13 protein-coding genes are annotated in these 13,670 nt (G+C 68.9%); 8 read left to right on the forward strand and 5 right to left on the reverse strand.

All coding sequences use genetic code 11. The features are described 5' to 3' along the window. Positions 1 to 252: 252 nt before the first annotated feature. Complete coding sequence (locus tag AB0H88_RS47610; RefSeq protein WP_357656198.1) at positions 253 to 1,023, forward strand: SDR family oxidoreductase; 771 nt, start codon at positions 253 to 255, stop codon at positions 1,021 to 1,023. A 354-nt stretch (positions 1,024 to 1,377) separates the two neighbouring features. Here AB0H88_RS47610 and AB0H88_RS47615 read toward each other — a convergent pair whose 3' ends face one another. Then, a complete protein-coding gene (locus AB0H88_RS47615) occupies positions 1,378 to 1,998 on the reverse strand; it encodes a TetR/AcrR family transcriptional regulator (protein WP_357656199.1) in 621 nt (206 codons plus the stop codon). A 91-nt stretch (positions 1,999 to 2,089) separates the two neighbouring features. On the opposite strand from AB0H88_RS47615, the gene AB0H88_RS47620 reads away from it, so the two are divergent. Further along, on the forward strand, positions 2,090 to 3,049 hold the full coding sequence (locus AB0H88_RS47620) for a 2-dehydropantoate 2-reductase N-terminal domain-containing protein (RefSeq protein WP_357656201.1): 960 nt from the start codon (positions 2,090 to 2,092) through the stop codon (positions 3,047 to 3,049). Between the two features lie 273 nt (positions 3,050 to 3,322). On the opposite strand, the gene AB0H88_RS47625 is transcribed toward AB0H88_RS47620, so the two are convergent. Further along, positions 3,323 to 3,970, reverse strand: coding sequence for a YdeI/OmpD-associated family protein (locus AB0H88_RS47625; RefSeq protein WP_357656203.1), 648 nt, complete (start codon positions 3,968 to 3,970; stop codon positions 3,323 to 3,325). A gap of 400 nt (positions 3,971 to 4,370) precedes the next feature. Between AB0H88_RS47625 and AB0H88_RS47630 the strand changes: the two genes are divergently transcribed. Next, positions 4,371 to 5,384, forward strand: coding sequence for a YafY family protein (locus AB0H88_RS47630; protein ID WP_357656205.1), 1,014 nt, complete (start codon positions 4,371 to 4,373; stop codon positions 5,382 to 5,384). Positions 5,385 to 5,408: 24 nt separating this feature from the next. On the opposite strand, the gene AB0H88_RS47635 is transcribed toward AB0H88_RS47630, so the two are convergent. Both AB0H88_RS47635 and AB0H88_RS47640 read right to left on the reverse strand, forming a co-directional pair. Beyond that, positions 5,409 to 5,555 carry a hypothetical protein gene (locus AB0H88_RS47635; protein WP_357656207.1) on the reverse strand — a complete coding sequence of 49 codons (147 nt, stop codon included), beginning with the start codon at positions 5,553 to 5,555 and terminating at the stop codon, positions 5,409 to 5,411. 32 nt (positions 5,556 to 5,587) lie between these two features. Further along, entirely contained in the window at positions 5,588 to 6,385 is a 798-nt protein-coding gene (locus AB0H88_RS47640; protein WP_357656208.1) for a glycoside hydrolase family 95-like protein, read from the reverse strand. A 168-nt stretch (positions 6,386 to 6,553) separates the two neighbouring features. Here AB0H88_RS47640 and AB0H88_RS47645 point away from each other — a divergent pair, with 168 nt between their 5' ends. From AB0H88_RS47645 to AB0H88_RS47655, 3 genes are all read left to right on the forward strand, one after another. Further along, on the forward strand, positions 6,554 to 8,269 hold the full coding sequence (locus AB0H88_RS47645; protein WP_357656209.1) for an FAD-binding protein: 1,716 nt from the start codon (positions 6,554 to 6,556) through the stop codon (positions 8,267 to 8,269). A 137-nt stretch (positions 8,270 to 8,406) separates the two neighbouring features. Next, on the forward strand, positions 8,407 to 9,891 hold the full coding sequence (locus AB0H88_RS47650; protein WP_357656210.1) for a sensor histidine kinase: 1,485 nt from the start codon (positions 8,407 to 8,409) through the stop codon (positions 9,889 to 9,891). After that, entirely contained in the window at positions 9,888 to 10,547 is a 660-nt protein-coding gene (locus AB0H88_RS47655) for a response regulator transcription factor (protein WP_357656211.1), read from the forward strand. The genes AB0H88_RS47650 and AB0H88_RS47655 overlap by 4 nt, the downstream gene beginning before the upstream one ends. Before the next feature lie 769 nt (positions 10,548 to 11,316). On the opposite strand, the gene AB0H88_RS47660 is transcribed toward AB0H88_RS47655, so the two are convergent. After that, complete coding sequence (locus tag AB0H88_RS47660; RefSeq protein WP_357656212.1) at positions 11,317 to 12,090, reverse strand: hypothetical protein; 774 nt, start codon at positions 12,088 to 12,090, stop codon at positions 11,317 to 11,319. Positions 12,091 to 12,454: 364 nt separating this feature from the next. On the opposite strand from AB0H88_RS47660, the gene AB0H88_RS47665 reads away from it, so the two are divergent. Both AB0H88_RS47665 and AB0H88_RS47670 read left to right on the forward strand, forming a co-directional pair. Beyond that, on the forward strand, positions 12,455 to 13,195 hold the full coding sequence (locus tag AB0H88_RS47665; RefSeq protein WP_357656214.1) for a transcriptional regulator: 741 nt from the start codon (positions 12,455 to 12,457) through the stop codon (positions 13,193 to 13,195). A 290-nt stretch (positions 13,196 to 13,485) separates the two neighbouring features. Beyond that, entirely contained in the window at positions 13,486 to 13,617 is a 132-nt protein-coding gene (locus AB0H88_RS47670; RefSeq protein ID WP_357656216.1) for a hypothetical protein, read from the forward strand. The last annotated feature ends 53 nt before the right edge of the window (positions 13,618 to 13,670 follow it).

The following is a 13,670-nucleotide window of genomic DNA, read 5'->3' on the forward strand; positions in this document are numbered from 1 at the left end:
TCCTCACCACCGAGGCGGTCATCGCCGAGAAGCCCGAGAAGAACCCTGCCGCTCCCGCTGGCATGCCCGGCGGCGGAGACATGGACTTCTAGGTCAGGTCGTCGGGTGGGACCGCTCAGCGGTACGCGGTCCCACCCCACCCGGAGCGCTGCTCAGCCGGTGAGCCGTCGGTGAGCGTGCGGTGAGTCACCGCCGTCACTGTTGAGTCATCGCCGGATCCGCCGAGGGCCGGCCGCTGAAGGAGGAGCAGAGATGAACAGTCTGACCGGCAAGACCGCGCTGGTGACCGGAGGATCGCGCGGAATCGGCCGGGCGGTCGCGCTGCGACTGGCCGCCGAAGGCGCACTGGTCGCCGTCCACTATGGCGGCAACGACGACGCGGCCAAGCAGACGGTGGCGCGGATCGAGCAGGCAGGCGGCCGGGCGTTCGCGGTGCAGGCCCGGTTCGGCGACGATGGCTCGGTGGACCGCCTGTTCGAGGGCCTGGCCGAGGGCCTGGCAGGCGGCGGCCTGGACATCCTGGTCAACAACGCGGGCATCGCCTCGGCCAACCCGATCGCGCAGGTCACGCCGGAGGAGTTCGGCAGGTTGCTCACGATCAACGTCAGCACGCCGTTCTTCGTGATCCAGCGCGCCCTGCCGCTGCTGAACGACGGCGGCCGCATCATCAACATGGGCTCGACCGCCAGCCGCTTCGCGGTCTCCACGCAGATCGGTTACACCATCAGCAAGGCGGCACTGGAGTCGATGGCCCCGTCCCTGGCCAACGAGCTCGGCGGGCGCGGCATCACGGTGAACACGGTCGCGCCCGGCGCGGTGCGGACCGACATGACCGCGGGCTACTCCTCCATCCCCGAGGTGGTCGCCGGGATCGAAGCGATCACCGCGCTCGGGCGGCTCGGCGAGCCCGAGGACGTCGCGGACGTCGTCGGCTTCCTGGCGGGCCCGCAGGGCCGATGGGTGAGCGGCCAGACCATCGACGTCTCGGGCGGGACCTACCTCGGCCCGATCGCCATGGTGTGACCGCGCTACCTGGAGGTCTCTGGCCCGTGGATGATGCGGTGGATGGTGAACGCCCGCTGCTCGACCGTGATCATCCAGACCGAGCAGCTGAACGCTCGCCCGGCCGAATGTGCTGGTGCTGCGCCACCGCTTCGGTTCGGGCGGCTGGGGGTGCACCCGTGGCAGGTCGTACGGCAGGACCGCCCTGGCCTCAGCGACTCCTCCGGCTCAATGCCGGCAGCGGCGTCACCTGCGGGCCGGCCACGTGCCGCTCGATTGCCTCCTGCAACGGGGCCGCGAACCTTCGCGCCCGCGCGCGCCATTGTCGCCCGGCACCCTAGACACGTCCCATTTTCCCTGGTCAGAAAGGTGTTCTCACTTCAACTCACCGACACTTTCCTGCTCGTGCTCGCGCTGACTGTCGCCTGAGCATGACCGGCGCAGCCCGTCCAGCACGAGGGTGATGACACCGTCGGCCTCGGCCCGCCAACCGGGGCGGTCATGGGCCGCACCGATGCCATGCAGCGCCATCATGACGGCACCGGCACCTACGTCGTCGCGGACGGCGCCGTCCTTCACGGCGGCGGCCACCAGGTCCGTGACAGCCTGCTCCAGCGCCCGACTGCCCTCGGCGAGCGCACCCGAGCCGGTGGCCATGAGCGTGGCCAGCGTCCGGGCGAGGCCCTGGTGGGCATCCATGTAGCCGACCATGCCACGCAGGAAGGCCGCCAAGGCCTCCTCCGCGGGCAGCGTGGCCTGCAATTGGCGGGCGCGGTCGCACAGCGCGGCGACCTCCCCGTGGTAGACCGCCTCGGCCAGCGCCTCCCGGGTGGGGAAGTGGCGGTACAGCGTGCCCGTGCCCACACCCGCCAGACGGGCGAAATCATCGAAGCGCAGGTCGAAGAAGCCTCCGGCGTCGAAGACCTCCCGGGCCTTGGCGAGCAAGGCCTCGCGGTTGCGCTGGGCGTCGGCACGCAGCGGCTTGGCGGCGGTCATGCGCTACCCCCCCGTTGACAAGTGGAGATGACCTCCATATTTTGGCAAGTGGAGATAACCTCCAAATCGATCGTACCCCACGAGGTGCAGCGTGAAGATCCTGATGTTCGGCCGAGGCGTGATCGCCACTGTCTACGGCTGGGCCCTGCAACAGGCGGGACATGACGTCGAGTTCTACGTCCGGCCGGGCCGCGCGGCGACGTACGGGGACGCGGTGGACCTCGACCTGTTCGATATGCGGCGCCGGGTGTGGGGGCAGCGCGTCGTCGAGAAGTGGCCGGTGCGCTACCGCGAGGCGCTGGAGCCGGACCACGACTTCGACCTGATCGTGCTCAGCGTGCCGCACCACCGCCTCGCGGAGGCGACGGCCTTTCTGTCCCCGCGTGTCGGCCAGGCCACGGTGCTGGTCTTCGGGAACATCTGGACCGAGCCGCTCGCCGCCATCGGCGCACTCCCCGTCGACCAGATCGCCTGGGGCTTTCCCCAGGCCGGTGGCGGTTTCGACGCGGACGGCGTGCTCCGTGGGGCGCTGCTGCCGTCGGTCATCTTCGGCACCCTTGGCCAGCCCCCGGCCGACCGGGAGCGGGCCGTGCGTCAGGCGTTTCGCGAGGCCGGGCTCCGGATCAAGGAGCGGCCTGACTTCCGCGGCTGGCTGTGGGTCCATTTCGCGTCGGATGCCGGCATGTTCTCGCAGGGCCTGCGGCTGGGATCCCTGTCCCAACTGGCCGGGGCAACGGGCGACCTGCGCGAGGCGCTGCTGGCCGGCCGCGAACTGCTGCCGCTCCTCCAGGCGCGCGGCCTCGACCTGCGACGGCACCGGGGCGGTGTGCTGCCGTTCCGGGCGCCCACCTGGCTGACGGCGCCCGTGCTCGCCTGGCTGACCGCTCATGTCGCGCCCGCGCGCGTGAGCCTCACGGCGCACTCCGACCCTGACGCCGAGGAGCCGCGTGAGGTCTGCCGGGACACCCTCGCCGAAGCACGACGGCTGGGCATCTCGGTACCACGACTGGAAGCGGCGGAACCGCACTTCGCCCGCGAGGTGACAGGCTGAGTGGGCGGGGTTCCCGCTGGTCGGCGAGCCTTACAACGAGGACATGGCCCTCATCAAGGGGCATCGTGGCCGGCACATCAGGTGCGGGTTCGCTCTCCAGCTCGTGACCGTTCGGGCGCACGCGTGGAACACCCGGCGGCACCTCTGTTGAGCCGAGCCTGCGCCCGTGGCGGGTTCTTGGGGGGCTGGGGAAGGTTCCGGGTCTGGCCGAACGCCGAGCCGCCATGTGTGTGGGCTTGGAGGAGCGAGGCGGGGAGAGGAGTGGGCCCGCATTCAACTGCCGAGGGCGCGCTTTTGTGGGTGGATCGCCTCGCCGCGGGCGAGCATGTCAACGAACTGGGTGATACGGCGGGCTCGGGTCTCGGCGCGTTTGGCGTTCGCGATCCGATAGAGAACGGCGTAGCGGTTTTGGGAGGTGAGGATGTCGAACATCGCTTGTGCCTGGGGTTTCGCGGCCAATGCGGCGGCCAGGTCGGCTGGTACCTCGATGCCGGCTTGTCCCGCGTAGGCCGTGTCCCAGCGGCCGTCGGCCTTGGCGCGTTCGACCTCGGTCATTCCGGCCGGATGCATCCGGTCCTCGCTGATCAGACGGGTGACGATGGAAACGTTCCGCGCTGACCAGGGACTTTGCTTTCCGCGAGGGGTGAAGCGCCGGCAGAAGGTGATCTCATCCCGCCGTCGTAGCCGACCATCGATCCAGCCGTGGCACAGGGCTTCGTCGAGCGCCTGGTCATAGGTCAGGCTGGTGGGCCGGGTCGCGTTCTGCTTGGCGAGGACCAGCCACACCCCTGCCGAGCTGTCGTGGTGCCTGCTGAGCCACTCACGCCAGTCTCGGGCATCGGTAACGGTCAGTTCCGGTAGTTCGTTGCTCATTGTCATGCGCCCCTGATGATCATCAAAGGAATGGTTATCGGCGGTCACCCGAAGGTGGGTGCCCAGGACGGGGGCCTGCCGGAAGTGGCGCTGGATCGGTCAGCGGTGGAGCCGGCCGATCACGTCACACGTCGCCACCGCAGCCTCTGCACGGATGACGCCCGCCCGCCTTCACCAGGTCCTGCCGGCCTGTTCCCGGATCGTGTGGTTGTGGAGATGCTGGATCGCTGTGATCACGTCGGGATTCGCCACCCTCTTCATGCGTGCTTCCATGGGTCCTGCCCCTCGTCGGTTACGTGCGCCCATCCAGGCCCGTTATCTAACGCACCTTGGCGGAGATCATCGTCGTCGTCATGGACTTTTCGGCCGAGAGGTTCTCGGTCATGCCGGCGACGTTACGGTATGACCCGGTCAGAAACGGTCCTGGTTATTGAGCAGACTATTGGCCATGGTCAACACCTCGGCGCGGCTGCTGCGGCTGCTGTCTTTGCTGTCAACGCGATCGTCCTGGACGTGCGCTGATCTTTCCGCCCAGCTGGAGGTCGCCGAACGGACGGTTCGCCGGGACATCGCCCGGCTACGTGAACTCGGCTACGGCATCGAATCGGAGATGGGCCCATGGGGCGGCTACCACCTCGGGCCCGGAACCAGCATTCCGCCACTGATCCTTGACGAGGAGGAGGCCCTCGCGGTCGCTGTCGGGCTGCGCACCGCCGCCTTCAGCGGAGTCTCCGGCAGCGATCAGGCAGCCCTGTCGGCGCTGCTGAAACTACGCCAGGTGCTGCCGGCCAGGATCGCCGACCGGCTCGGCGAGCTGGACGCCGCGTTCACCCACACCGCACGACCCGACGACAGCCAGATCTCCCCCGCGCTGCTGCTCGACCTGGCCACCGCGTGCCGGCGAGGCGAACGCACCCAGTTGACCTACCGCGACCGGGCCGGAACGACGTCCACCCGCCGGGTGGACCCCTACCGGCTCATCTACACCGGCCGCCGCTGGTATCTCCTCGCCTACGACCTGACGCGGCAGGACTGGCGCACTTTCCGTACCGATCGCATCATCGATGCCACAGCCACCGGGCAGGCCACTGCCCTGCCTGACCCGCCAGATCCAGCACAGATGGTCAGCACGGGCATCGCGCTGAGGCCCTACCCGGCGCGGGTGACCATCCGGCTGGCTGTACCGGCCGATGAGGCCCGCAGGCTGGTACCACCAACGGTCGGCGTCCACCACCCGGACGGCGATGACGCCACGATCATCGACATCGGTGGGCCAGACGCCGACGGCCTGGCCCGCTACCTGCTCAGCCTCGGCCGACCGCTCCAGATACTGCACCCAGAAGAGGTCCGCCAGGCATTCCTCACCCGCACACAACAACTCCTCAAGGACAACCAGTGGCACAAACACCCGCCGATAACTGACACGGCTACCTGCAGTGACGGATGTTGCCAGCCGCCATGAAGTGCGACTGCCATCTTGACTGTCTCAATTCTCTCGCCTGGAGGCTTTCTCCAGCTTCGGCAACATCGCCAACCGCTCGCCAGAGGACTTGCGGCGCGCCGGCAAGATCAGTCGCGAGGCCATCAGCAGCGCGAACAGATCGAGCGCGTCATCGATCGTCTCAGCCTCCAACGACCGCGGCGATGGCACGGCGGGTCACCCGGTCATCGGCGGCCCGCCAGGGAGAGCGCGAACAGGTGGAGCTGGGGTTTGGTCAGCGTGGGCAGGGTGAGCGAGCGCAGCTCCTTGGCGGGGTCGAGGACCGCCTGGACGATGAAGAGGCCGACCTTGAGCGCGTTCTGGCCGGCGCGGCCATGCCGGTGGGTGCAGCGCAGGAGCTCGGTGATGCCCGCGCCGGCCTGGCCGCCCCAGTCGGGCATGGAGAACGGCACCTCGGCGGCGGAGCCGTCGGTGTAGGTGGCGATCAGGGTGACGGAGACGACGCCGGAGCTCGCGGCGCCCAGCAGCCGCGCCTTGGCGTACGTGCCCGGCGGGACGGTGATGGTCTGGCCCTTGGCGGTGACGTTGTTCTTGGCGCCGTCGGCGTAGGCGGGGAAGGCGAAGGTCAGACCCTCGTACGCGAGCGGCCCGGCAGCGGGCAGCTCCTCGGCGGGCTCGGCCTTCACCGGTGCGATGGTCAGCTTGGGGCGCGCGCCGGTGTAGAGGAGCACCTCGCTGTTCCGGCCGAGGGTGATCTCCAGGATGCCGTCGCCGAGATCTTTGACGTGGGCGGGACGGCCGTTGTCCAGCACCGCCACGGGCTTGCCGGGCAGGCCGTGCTTGATTCGCAGCGGCTCCCCCGCCAGGCTTCTGACTCTGATGAAGCGGGTCGTGCCCGCCTGGCGTACCGCGGAGACGAGAAAGGCGCCCTGCGTCCTGAAGTCGTGCAGGGCGACGTCGGACCAGGTAGAGGGGATGGCGGGGAAGATCCGTACGATGCCGCCCCAGCTCTGGCAGAGCATGTCGTGGATGCTCTGCGAGGCCGCCGGCTGCCGGTCAGCCGATCGGTGGGGCGGATCAGCCGTTCGGTGGGGCGGAGGGTTGAGCCGCTGATTCATGCCACGGGTTGATGTGTGCCCTGCTGCCGGCTTGAGACGCTGACGACCTCCAATCGGAAAGGGGCGAGCCACATGGCAGACGTGAGCGACGGGCGTACGAGCCTTACGGACGGCGGAACGGTGAGTCGTCGCGGGCTGCTCGCCGGTGCGGGTGCCGTGGCGATCACCGCAGCGGGCACGGCGGCGGGCACCGTGGCGGCCGACATGTGGGGCGCCGATGCGGCGTTGGCGCAATCGGACGCGGCGGAGCCGGTCGCGGCGGGAGCGGACGCGGACGCGGCGGCATTCGGACCGGTGACCGTACGTCCGGGTGACTCTCGCTACGACAACCTGTTGCGAGGCAACAACTTCCGGTTTGTCGGCCGGCCGGAGGAGATCCGCGTGGTCGGGTCCACCGATCAGGTGGTGCGCGCGGTGTCGGAGGCGGTGCGGTCCGGCCGGCGGGTCGCGGTGCGCAGTGGCGGCCACTGCTTCGAGAACTTCACCGCCGATCCGGCGGTGCGAATGCTGCTGGACCTCTCTCCGATGGACGCGGTCGGCTATGACGCCGGTCGGCGGGCGTTCGCCGTGCAACCTGGAGCCACCCTCGGTCACGTGTACCGGACGCTGCTCAAAGGCTGGGGCGTGACGATCCCTGGGGGCGGGTGCCCGGAGGTGGGTGCTGGTGGGCACTTCGCGGGCGGCGGATACGGACCACTGTCCCGGCGGTACGGCTCGGTGGTGGATCACCTGTACGGCGTGGAGGTCGTGGTGGTCGACCGCGACGGCACCGCCCGCGCGGTGGTCGCCACCCGCGAGCCCGACGACCCGCACCGCGACCTGTGGTGGGCGCACACCGGCGGTGGCGGCGGCAACTTCGGCGTGGTCACCCGCTACTGGCTGCGCTCCCCCGGCGTCGCCGGCACCGACCCGTCCCAGCTGCTGCCTGCGGCGCCGCAGCGGATGTTGCAGCACGTGGTCATCTGGTCATGGGAGCACATGACCGAGCAGGCGCTCACCGGACTGCTGCGCAACTTCGGCACCTGGCATGAGCGCAACAGCGCGCCCGGCTCTCCGTACGCCGGGCTGTACGGGATCCTCCAGCTGTCGCACCGCGCCGGCGGAACCATCATGCTGGTCGCGCAGATCGACGCGGACCTCCCCCACGCCGACAGCATGGTGACCGGCTTCGCGTCCGCGGTGACCGCCGGCGTCGACCTCAAAGCGGCGCTCGACATCCGGCGGACGATGCCCTGGTTGCACCGGATGACCTGGCCGGGCACCGGCGAGCCGGGTGACGTGCTCACCCGGCGCTACAAGATCAAGGCCGGCTACCTGCGACGATCGTTCACCGAGAGCCAACTCGCGGCCATTCACCGCAACCTGACCAACTCCACCGGCGGCCCCAACGCCGGCATGCTGCTCATCGGCTACGGCGGTCAGGTCCGCGCGGTAGCGCCAGGGGCCACCGCGATCGCCCAGCGAGACGTGGTCATGAAGGCCGTCTACCAGACGATCTGGGAAGACGAAAAGGAGGACAAGGCCAACCTCGCCTGGGTCCGTGGCCTCTACCACGACGTTTACACCGACACCGGCGGCGTGCCCGTCCCCGGCGAGGTCAACGACGGCTCCTACATCAACTACCCGGATGCCGACCTGGCCGACCCGGCGTGGAACACCTCAGGGGTGCCCGCGCACACTCTCTACTACAAGGACAACTACCCACGCCTCCAACGGGTGAAGGCCCGGTGGGACCCACGCAACGTCTTCCGGCACGCCCTGGCCATAGAACCTCCTCAGGCGGGCTGAACCGGGTCGGGACGTGCCGACGTGGAGGCTGGCCGGGTCGGCACGTGCCGACGTGGAGGTTGGCGGCGTCAGGACGCACCGACATCGAGGTTAGATTCTGCGCTGGGGATCAGCGACAGTTGAGGAGGAGGACTCGGATGAGCGATCCAGCGGTACGGTGGCCCGTGTTGGTGACCGTCGGGCCGTACGCGTTGCTGGCGCTCCTGGCCGGTGTCACCGTGGCCATCAAGCGCTCGGCGGGCGCCTCCCTGCTCATCGACCTGGTCCTGTGCGCGCTGATGGCGGCGTGGATTCTGGGGGTCTTCACGCTCCGTCCCGCCTGGCGCGAGCGCGAAACGGTGATGGCCGTGTTCTTCACCGTGCTGATCCTGCTCATGGCGATTCTGGTGGTCAGGGACTCGTGGTTCGGGTTCTTCACCCCCGCCGCTTATCTCTACGCCTTCCGGGTCCTGCCCTGGCCGTGGGAACCGGTCGGCGTCGCGGGGGTGGCTATGGTGGCGGGCACGGCGCAGGCGTACGACGTGGACAAGACCACGCCCGTGGGGCTGATCACGTACGTCGCCGTCATGGCCGCGAATGTGATTCCTATGTGTGGCTTCGCCTGGTTCGCTCGGCGCGGCGCCCAGCAGAACGACGAGCGCAAGCGGGCGCTGGAGGAGGCGCGCGAAGCGAACCGCAGGCTGGAGACGACGCTGACGGAGAACGCGGCCCTGCACGAGCAGTTACTGGCGCAGGCCAGGCGGGCCGGCGTGCACGACGAGCGGCGGCGGATGGCGCGGGAGATCCACGACACCCTGGCGCAGGGTCTCACTGGCATCATCACCCAACTGCACGCGGCCGAGCACGCCGGCGACGACCCGGCGGAATGGCGCCGGCACATCGAGGCCGCGACCAGGCTGGCCGGGGAGAGCCTGTCAGAGGCGCGGCGATCGGTGGATGCGCTGCGTCCTGAGCCGCTGCGGACGGCGCGGCTGAGCGAGGCGCTGGCGAGCGTGGCCAGCCGCTGGTCGGCACTGCACGAGATCCCGGTCCAGGTGACGACGACCGGCACGGTCCGGCCGATGGGCCCGGAGGTCGAGGTCGCGCTGCTCAGAATCGCGCAGGAGGCGTTGACCAACGTGGCCAAGCACGCGCGGGCGACCCGGGCGGGGGTGACACTGTCGTACATGGAATACGAGGTGGCTCTGGACGTGCGCGACGACGGCGCGGGCTTCGACCCGGCCCGGCTCGGGGATGGCGGCGGCTTCGATCCGGCCCGGATGGAACACGAGGTGGCTCTGGACGTGGGCGATGACGGCGCCGGCTTCCATCCGGCCCGGCTTAGGGACGGCGGCGGCGGCTTCGACCCGGCCCGGCTCGGGGACGGCGGCGGCTTCGACCCGGCCCGGCTCGGGGACGGCGGCGGCTTCGACCCGGCCCGGCTCGGGGACGGCGGCGGCTTCGATCCGGCCCGGCTTGGGGACGGTGACGCCGATGGCCCTCGTACGGCTCATCTCGGATTCGGGCTGGTCGCGATGCGCCAGCGGATCGAGGGCCTGTCAGGCACGCTGCAGGTCGAGTCGGAGCCCGGCCACGGCACAGGGATCTCGGCCCGCGTCCCCGTCGAGCGGGCGGAGTCATGAGCCGCTCGGATGCCGTGATCAGACTGCTGGTCGTCGACGATCATCCGGTGGTCAGAGACGGCTTGAGCAGTATGTTCGCGCGCGATCCGGACTTCGAGGTGGTCGGTGAGGCCGCTGACGGAGCCGAGGCGGTCCGGCTCGCCGAGACCCTGCGGCCGGACGTGGTCCTCATGGATCTGCGGATGCCCGGCGTGGACGGCGTGAGCGCGACCAGGGCGCTGGCCGGGGGCGGGAGCGGGGCGCGCGTGCTGGTGCTCACCACGTACGACACCGACAGCCACGTGTTGCCCGCGATCGAGGCGGGTGCCACCGGCTACCTGCTGAAAGACGCTCCCCGTGACGAGCTCCTGCGAGCGGTCCGGGCGACGGCTCGGGGCGAGGCGGTTCTCGCGCCGTCGGCGGCGGCCCTGCTCATGAGCCGCGTACGCTCCTCCCCCTCGGGGTCGCTCAGTCAGCGGGAGCTCGAAGTGCTCCAGTTGGTGGCGGCCGGTGGCACGAACCGGGAGGCGGCGGCGCAGCTGTTCATCACCGAGGCCACGGTTAAATCCCACCTGCTGAACATCTACGGCAAGCTCGGCGTCGGCGACCGCGCCGCCGCCGTCACCGAGGCGTTCAACCGGGGACTGCTCGTCCCGCGAGCGCCGGAACAACCCTGACGCGGTGGTGGTGTGACACGGCTGCCGGAAGGGCCCGCGCAGGCGCTACGCGAAGCCGTCACCGAAGGTGGCCGTGCGACGGAAATGCGTACGTTTATAAGCGACTGAGCTGCGGGACGCGGAAATGAAGGCGGTCGGGGATGCCCTGCCCGTCCTGCCAGTTCGTCCATGCAATGCCCAGGCCACACGGGTTGTACCGTCGCCGGTTCTTTACCGGGTCGGCTCCATCGGCGTGGTCTTCTTCATCGGCTTCTGGGACGGTGGTAGTAAGAGCGGGTGCGAGTTCCAGCACCCCGATGGCTCCGTCGAGAGCGTCGCCTGCCCGCTTGGCATCGGAATCGGCGGATGACCGGCCGCCAGACCGTGGGCCACCAGTGCCGCGTCAGGCAACGTTCAGTCCTCTTGACGATCCTGCGTAGACGCTCGTCCTGGGCGATCCTAGGCGATCCAGGGCGAGGCGGGGCGAGCCGCCTGCCGGATCAGATGTCATAGATGATCACAGGGAATTCAGACCACGCATGGTCAGGTCGATGATGTGACGCATTGACGCTACGGACTCCTCCTCTGACTGGCCCAAGCTCTGGCTCGTGAGCCCGGTCGCTTGGACGGCGCCCATCATCGCGCCCACCGCGGCCGATGCGGTGATCGGGTCGAGTTCGTCCGGGAATGCGTGCTCGAACGCGTCGGCGATCTTGTTTATACGTTGTTCACCGAGTGGTTATTTCTCCTGGACGAGGTCATCGGAACCTTGCCGGAAATGTGATCACTGTCAGTCGTCTTCGCCCGCCAGTGTCCGCCGTACCTCCTCGGCCATGTAGAGGGTGTTGCGTGGCCAGGAAGCCGCGACGCGTTCCAGGATTTCGCGGTGGGATTCCAGACGGTCGCCGTTGGCCAGGCCGATGGCGGCCTGTATCTGGATCTCCACCTCAGGTCGGTCGAGGGCCCGCAGAAGGTGCTCCGTGGCCTCGGACGCCTGGGAGCGCCCGAGAGCCGAGAGCATCCGGACACGCAGGTCGAGCGGATGGTCGGCGTCGTCGATGTAGGCGGCGACGAGTGCGAGGAGGCGGGGGTGAGGAGGGCCATCGGTGTGGAAGGATGCGGCGTCCGCGGCGCTGGCCGCCGCTTCGACGACCGCGGGGTTCGTGGTCTGCTCCAGAGCATCCGCGATCAGGTCGCAGTCCTGTTCCTCGGCGATGTTCATCATCGCGTTGAGGGCGCTGGCGTGGTTCGCGCCTGCGCCGGTGTACGGGCTCATGTCTGCGGGTGAGGGCGGCTGCCGGAGAAGTTCACGCGCGGCCTGCAGGGCCTCGGCCTGGTGCTCCCCGTACAACGGGTCTCCCCCGAACCGGCTGAGCGCGCCGGAGCGCTGGTACACATCCAGCGCGATTCCGAGCGCGGCCTGGTCGCCGCTCCGCAGGAGCGTGAGGAACGGGCTGATCGACCCCCGCCAGGTTTCCGCGACGTCGGCCTGAAGGGCAGCACAGGCGGACATCAGCCTCTCGTCGGAGAAACGCGGGTGCGTCCAGTAGTAAGAGCCGTACATGCGACGGATCTTGCCACGGCGCCTTGTCGCGCAGTCGAGTTTCGGTCCTACCTGACGCTGGTCGCGGGAATCACTGCCGATGAGGCGATACGGCGACTGGGAGCCGACTCCGCACGGTTCGCTCCGTTGGGGAGGGGAGGCGCTCGACCTCATCGGCGTCGGCACAGTCCGCTGCGGTGCGCGAGCGTCCGGCCAGAAACGGAACGCCAGCAGTCGGCGGGCGGACGGCTCTCATTATAGAGCATATGCTCTATAATGCGTATGCTCTCGCCCTTCCGTTGCCGATGCAGGAGTTGCGCATGTCCTCGTTCTCATGGGCCGGCCGTATCGGCACCGGTGTCCTTCCAGTCTTCGAGGACCGGTCATGATCCCGCACAACGCCCGATTCGCGCTCGACGACATTCGTCGCTTCCAGGGCAAAACCCACGATGCACTCATCCGCCAAAGCTTCGCCCTTCCCTTCGTCATCGGCATGCTGCTGCTCTTTCTCGAGTTCGCATCGTTCGATCTCCCGGAGCCATGGGCCAACTCCGCCCGCATGATCGGATGCGGCGCGGCCGCGGTGACGCTGCTCCTCTTGCACAGCAGGTCTCCCATCCAGGGGAAATTCGCCGGACCCGAACTCGTGGTCGCCGCGGGATGGAGTGCTGGTTTCATACTGGCCTTCATTGGCTTTCGGATCACCACCTGGGCGCTCGCTCTGCCCATCCCCGCCACCATCGCCGCTGCGGCGACGGTGGTCGCCGGCATGGCGACCAATCCCCTGGTCCGTCGCATCTACAGCCGACTCCTTCAACGGGAACCACAGGGGCGGCCGATGAACCCGTTCTTCCACGAGTTCCTGCACGTCCCGGTCCGGCTGTCGATCGTGGCGCTGCTGGCCCCCGCCACCTGGGTGGAAGTCGGCTTCCTGGGAGACATGATCAAGACTGGTGACTCGGCGTTGCGCAAGGAGATTTCGGCCTTGGCGGAGGCCGGCTACGTCTCGACACGCAATGGTTCGGCGATGGGGTACGGGCGAATGTACGTACAGCTGACGCCGTTGGGGCGGCAGAACTTCCAGCGCCACGCGGCGGCCCTGAAGCAAATCGTCGCAGTCGCCTGAGCCCGGCCGCACCACACCCGATTCGAGGTGCGGTGTCGTGGAGGTGGTGGTCAGCCCGCCGGGCGTGATGCGACATATTTGTGCCGCGCTCACGGCACATTCCCCTTGGCACGAAACCACGTTAGGTAGCAGCAGGGCCCGCCCTCGCACTCATGATCTCGATCAGTTGCTGGATGTCGCTGAGCGGCTGGTGGCCGACGGCGGATCGGAGGGCTTGACGGTGCGCGGGCTGGCGGCGGCCTCGGGGTCCGCGGCTGCGGTCCCGGACGTACGTGCTGCACCACCCGGTCGTGGGCGAACTGACCCTGCACGGCGAGCTCATCACGCTGCCCGACGAGCCGTCGTGCTGCGGGCTGGACCTGTTCGCCGCCGTGCCGGGCTCGGCATCTGAGCAGGCACTGAAAAAACTCGGGAGCCTGTAGGCCGCGTGCCCTGTCAGCTCCGGCGCCAAGCGCGTATAGTTCGTTAAGATTCT

Origin of the sequence: Nonomuraea sp. NPDC050680, assembly GCF_040654555.1 — a bacterium.
Taxonomy (GTDB): domain Bacteria; phylum Actinomycetota; class Actinomycetes; order Streptosporangiales; family Streptosporangiaceae; genus Nonomuraea.

What these genes read in the sequence shown, in the direction of transcription:
- AB0H88_RS47655 (WP_357656211.1), top strand. Translation starts at nt 9,888, where the DNA reads ATGAGCCGCTCGGATGCCGTGATCAGACTGCTGGTCGTCGACGATCAT.
- AB0H88_RS47615 (WP_357656199.1), bottom strand. Translation starts at nt 1,998, where the DNA reads ATGACCGCCGCCAAGCCGCTGCGTGCCGACGCCCAGCGCAACCGCGAG.
- AB0H88_RS47645 (WP_357656209.1), top strand. Translation starts at nt 6,554, where the DNA reads ATGGCAGACGTGAGCGACGGGCGTACGAGCCTTACGGACGGCGGAACG.
- AB0H88_RS47610 (WP_357656198.1), top strand. Translation starts at nt 253, where the DNA reads ATGAACAGTCTGACCGGCAAGACCGCGCTGGTGACCGGAGGATCGCGC.
- AB0H88_RS47660 (WP_357656212.1), bottom strand. Translation starts at nt 12,090, where the DNA reads ATGTACGGCTCTTACTACTGGACGCACCCGCGTTTCTCCGACGAGAGG.
- AB0H88_RS47640 (WP_357656208.1), bottom strand. Translation starts at nt 6,385, where the DNA reads ATGCTCTGCCAGAGCTGGGGCGGCATCGTACGGATCTTCCCCGCCATC.
- AB0H88_RS47630 (WP_357656205.1), top strand. Translation starts at nt 4,371, where the DNA reads ATGGTCAACACCTCGGCGCGGCTGCTGCGGCTGCTGTCTTTGCTGTCA.
- AB0H88_RS47665 (WP_357656214.1), top strand. Translation starts at nt 12,455, where the DNA reads ATGATCCCGCACAACGCCCGATTCGCGCTCGACGACATTCGTCGCTTC.
- AB0H88_RS47650 (WP_357656210.1), top strand. Translation starts at nt 8,407, where the DNA reads ATGAGCGATCCAGCGGTACGGTGGCCCGTGTTGGTGACCGTCGGGCCG.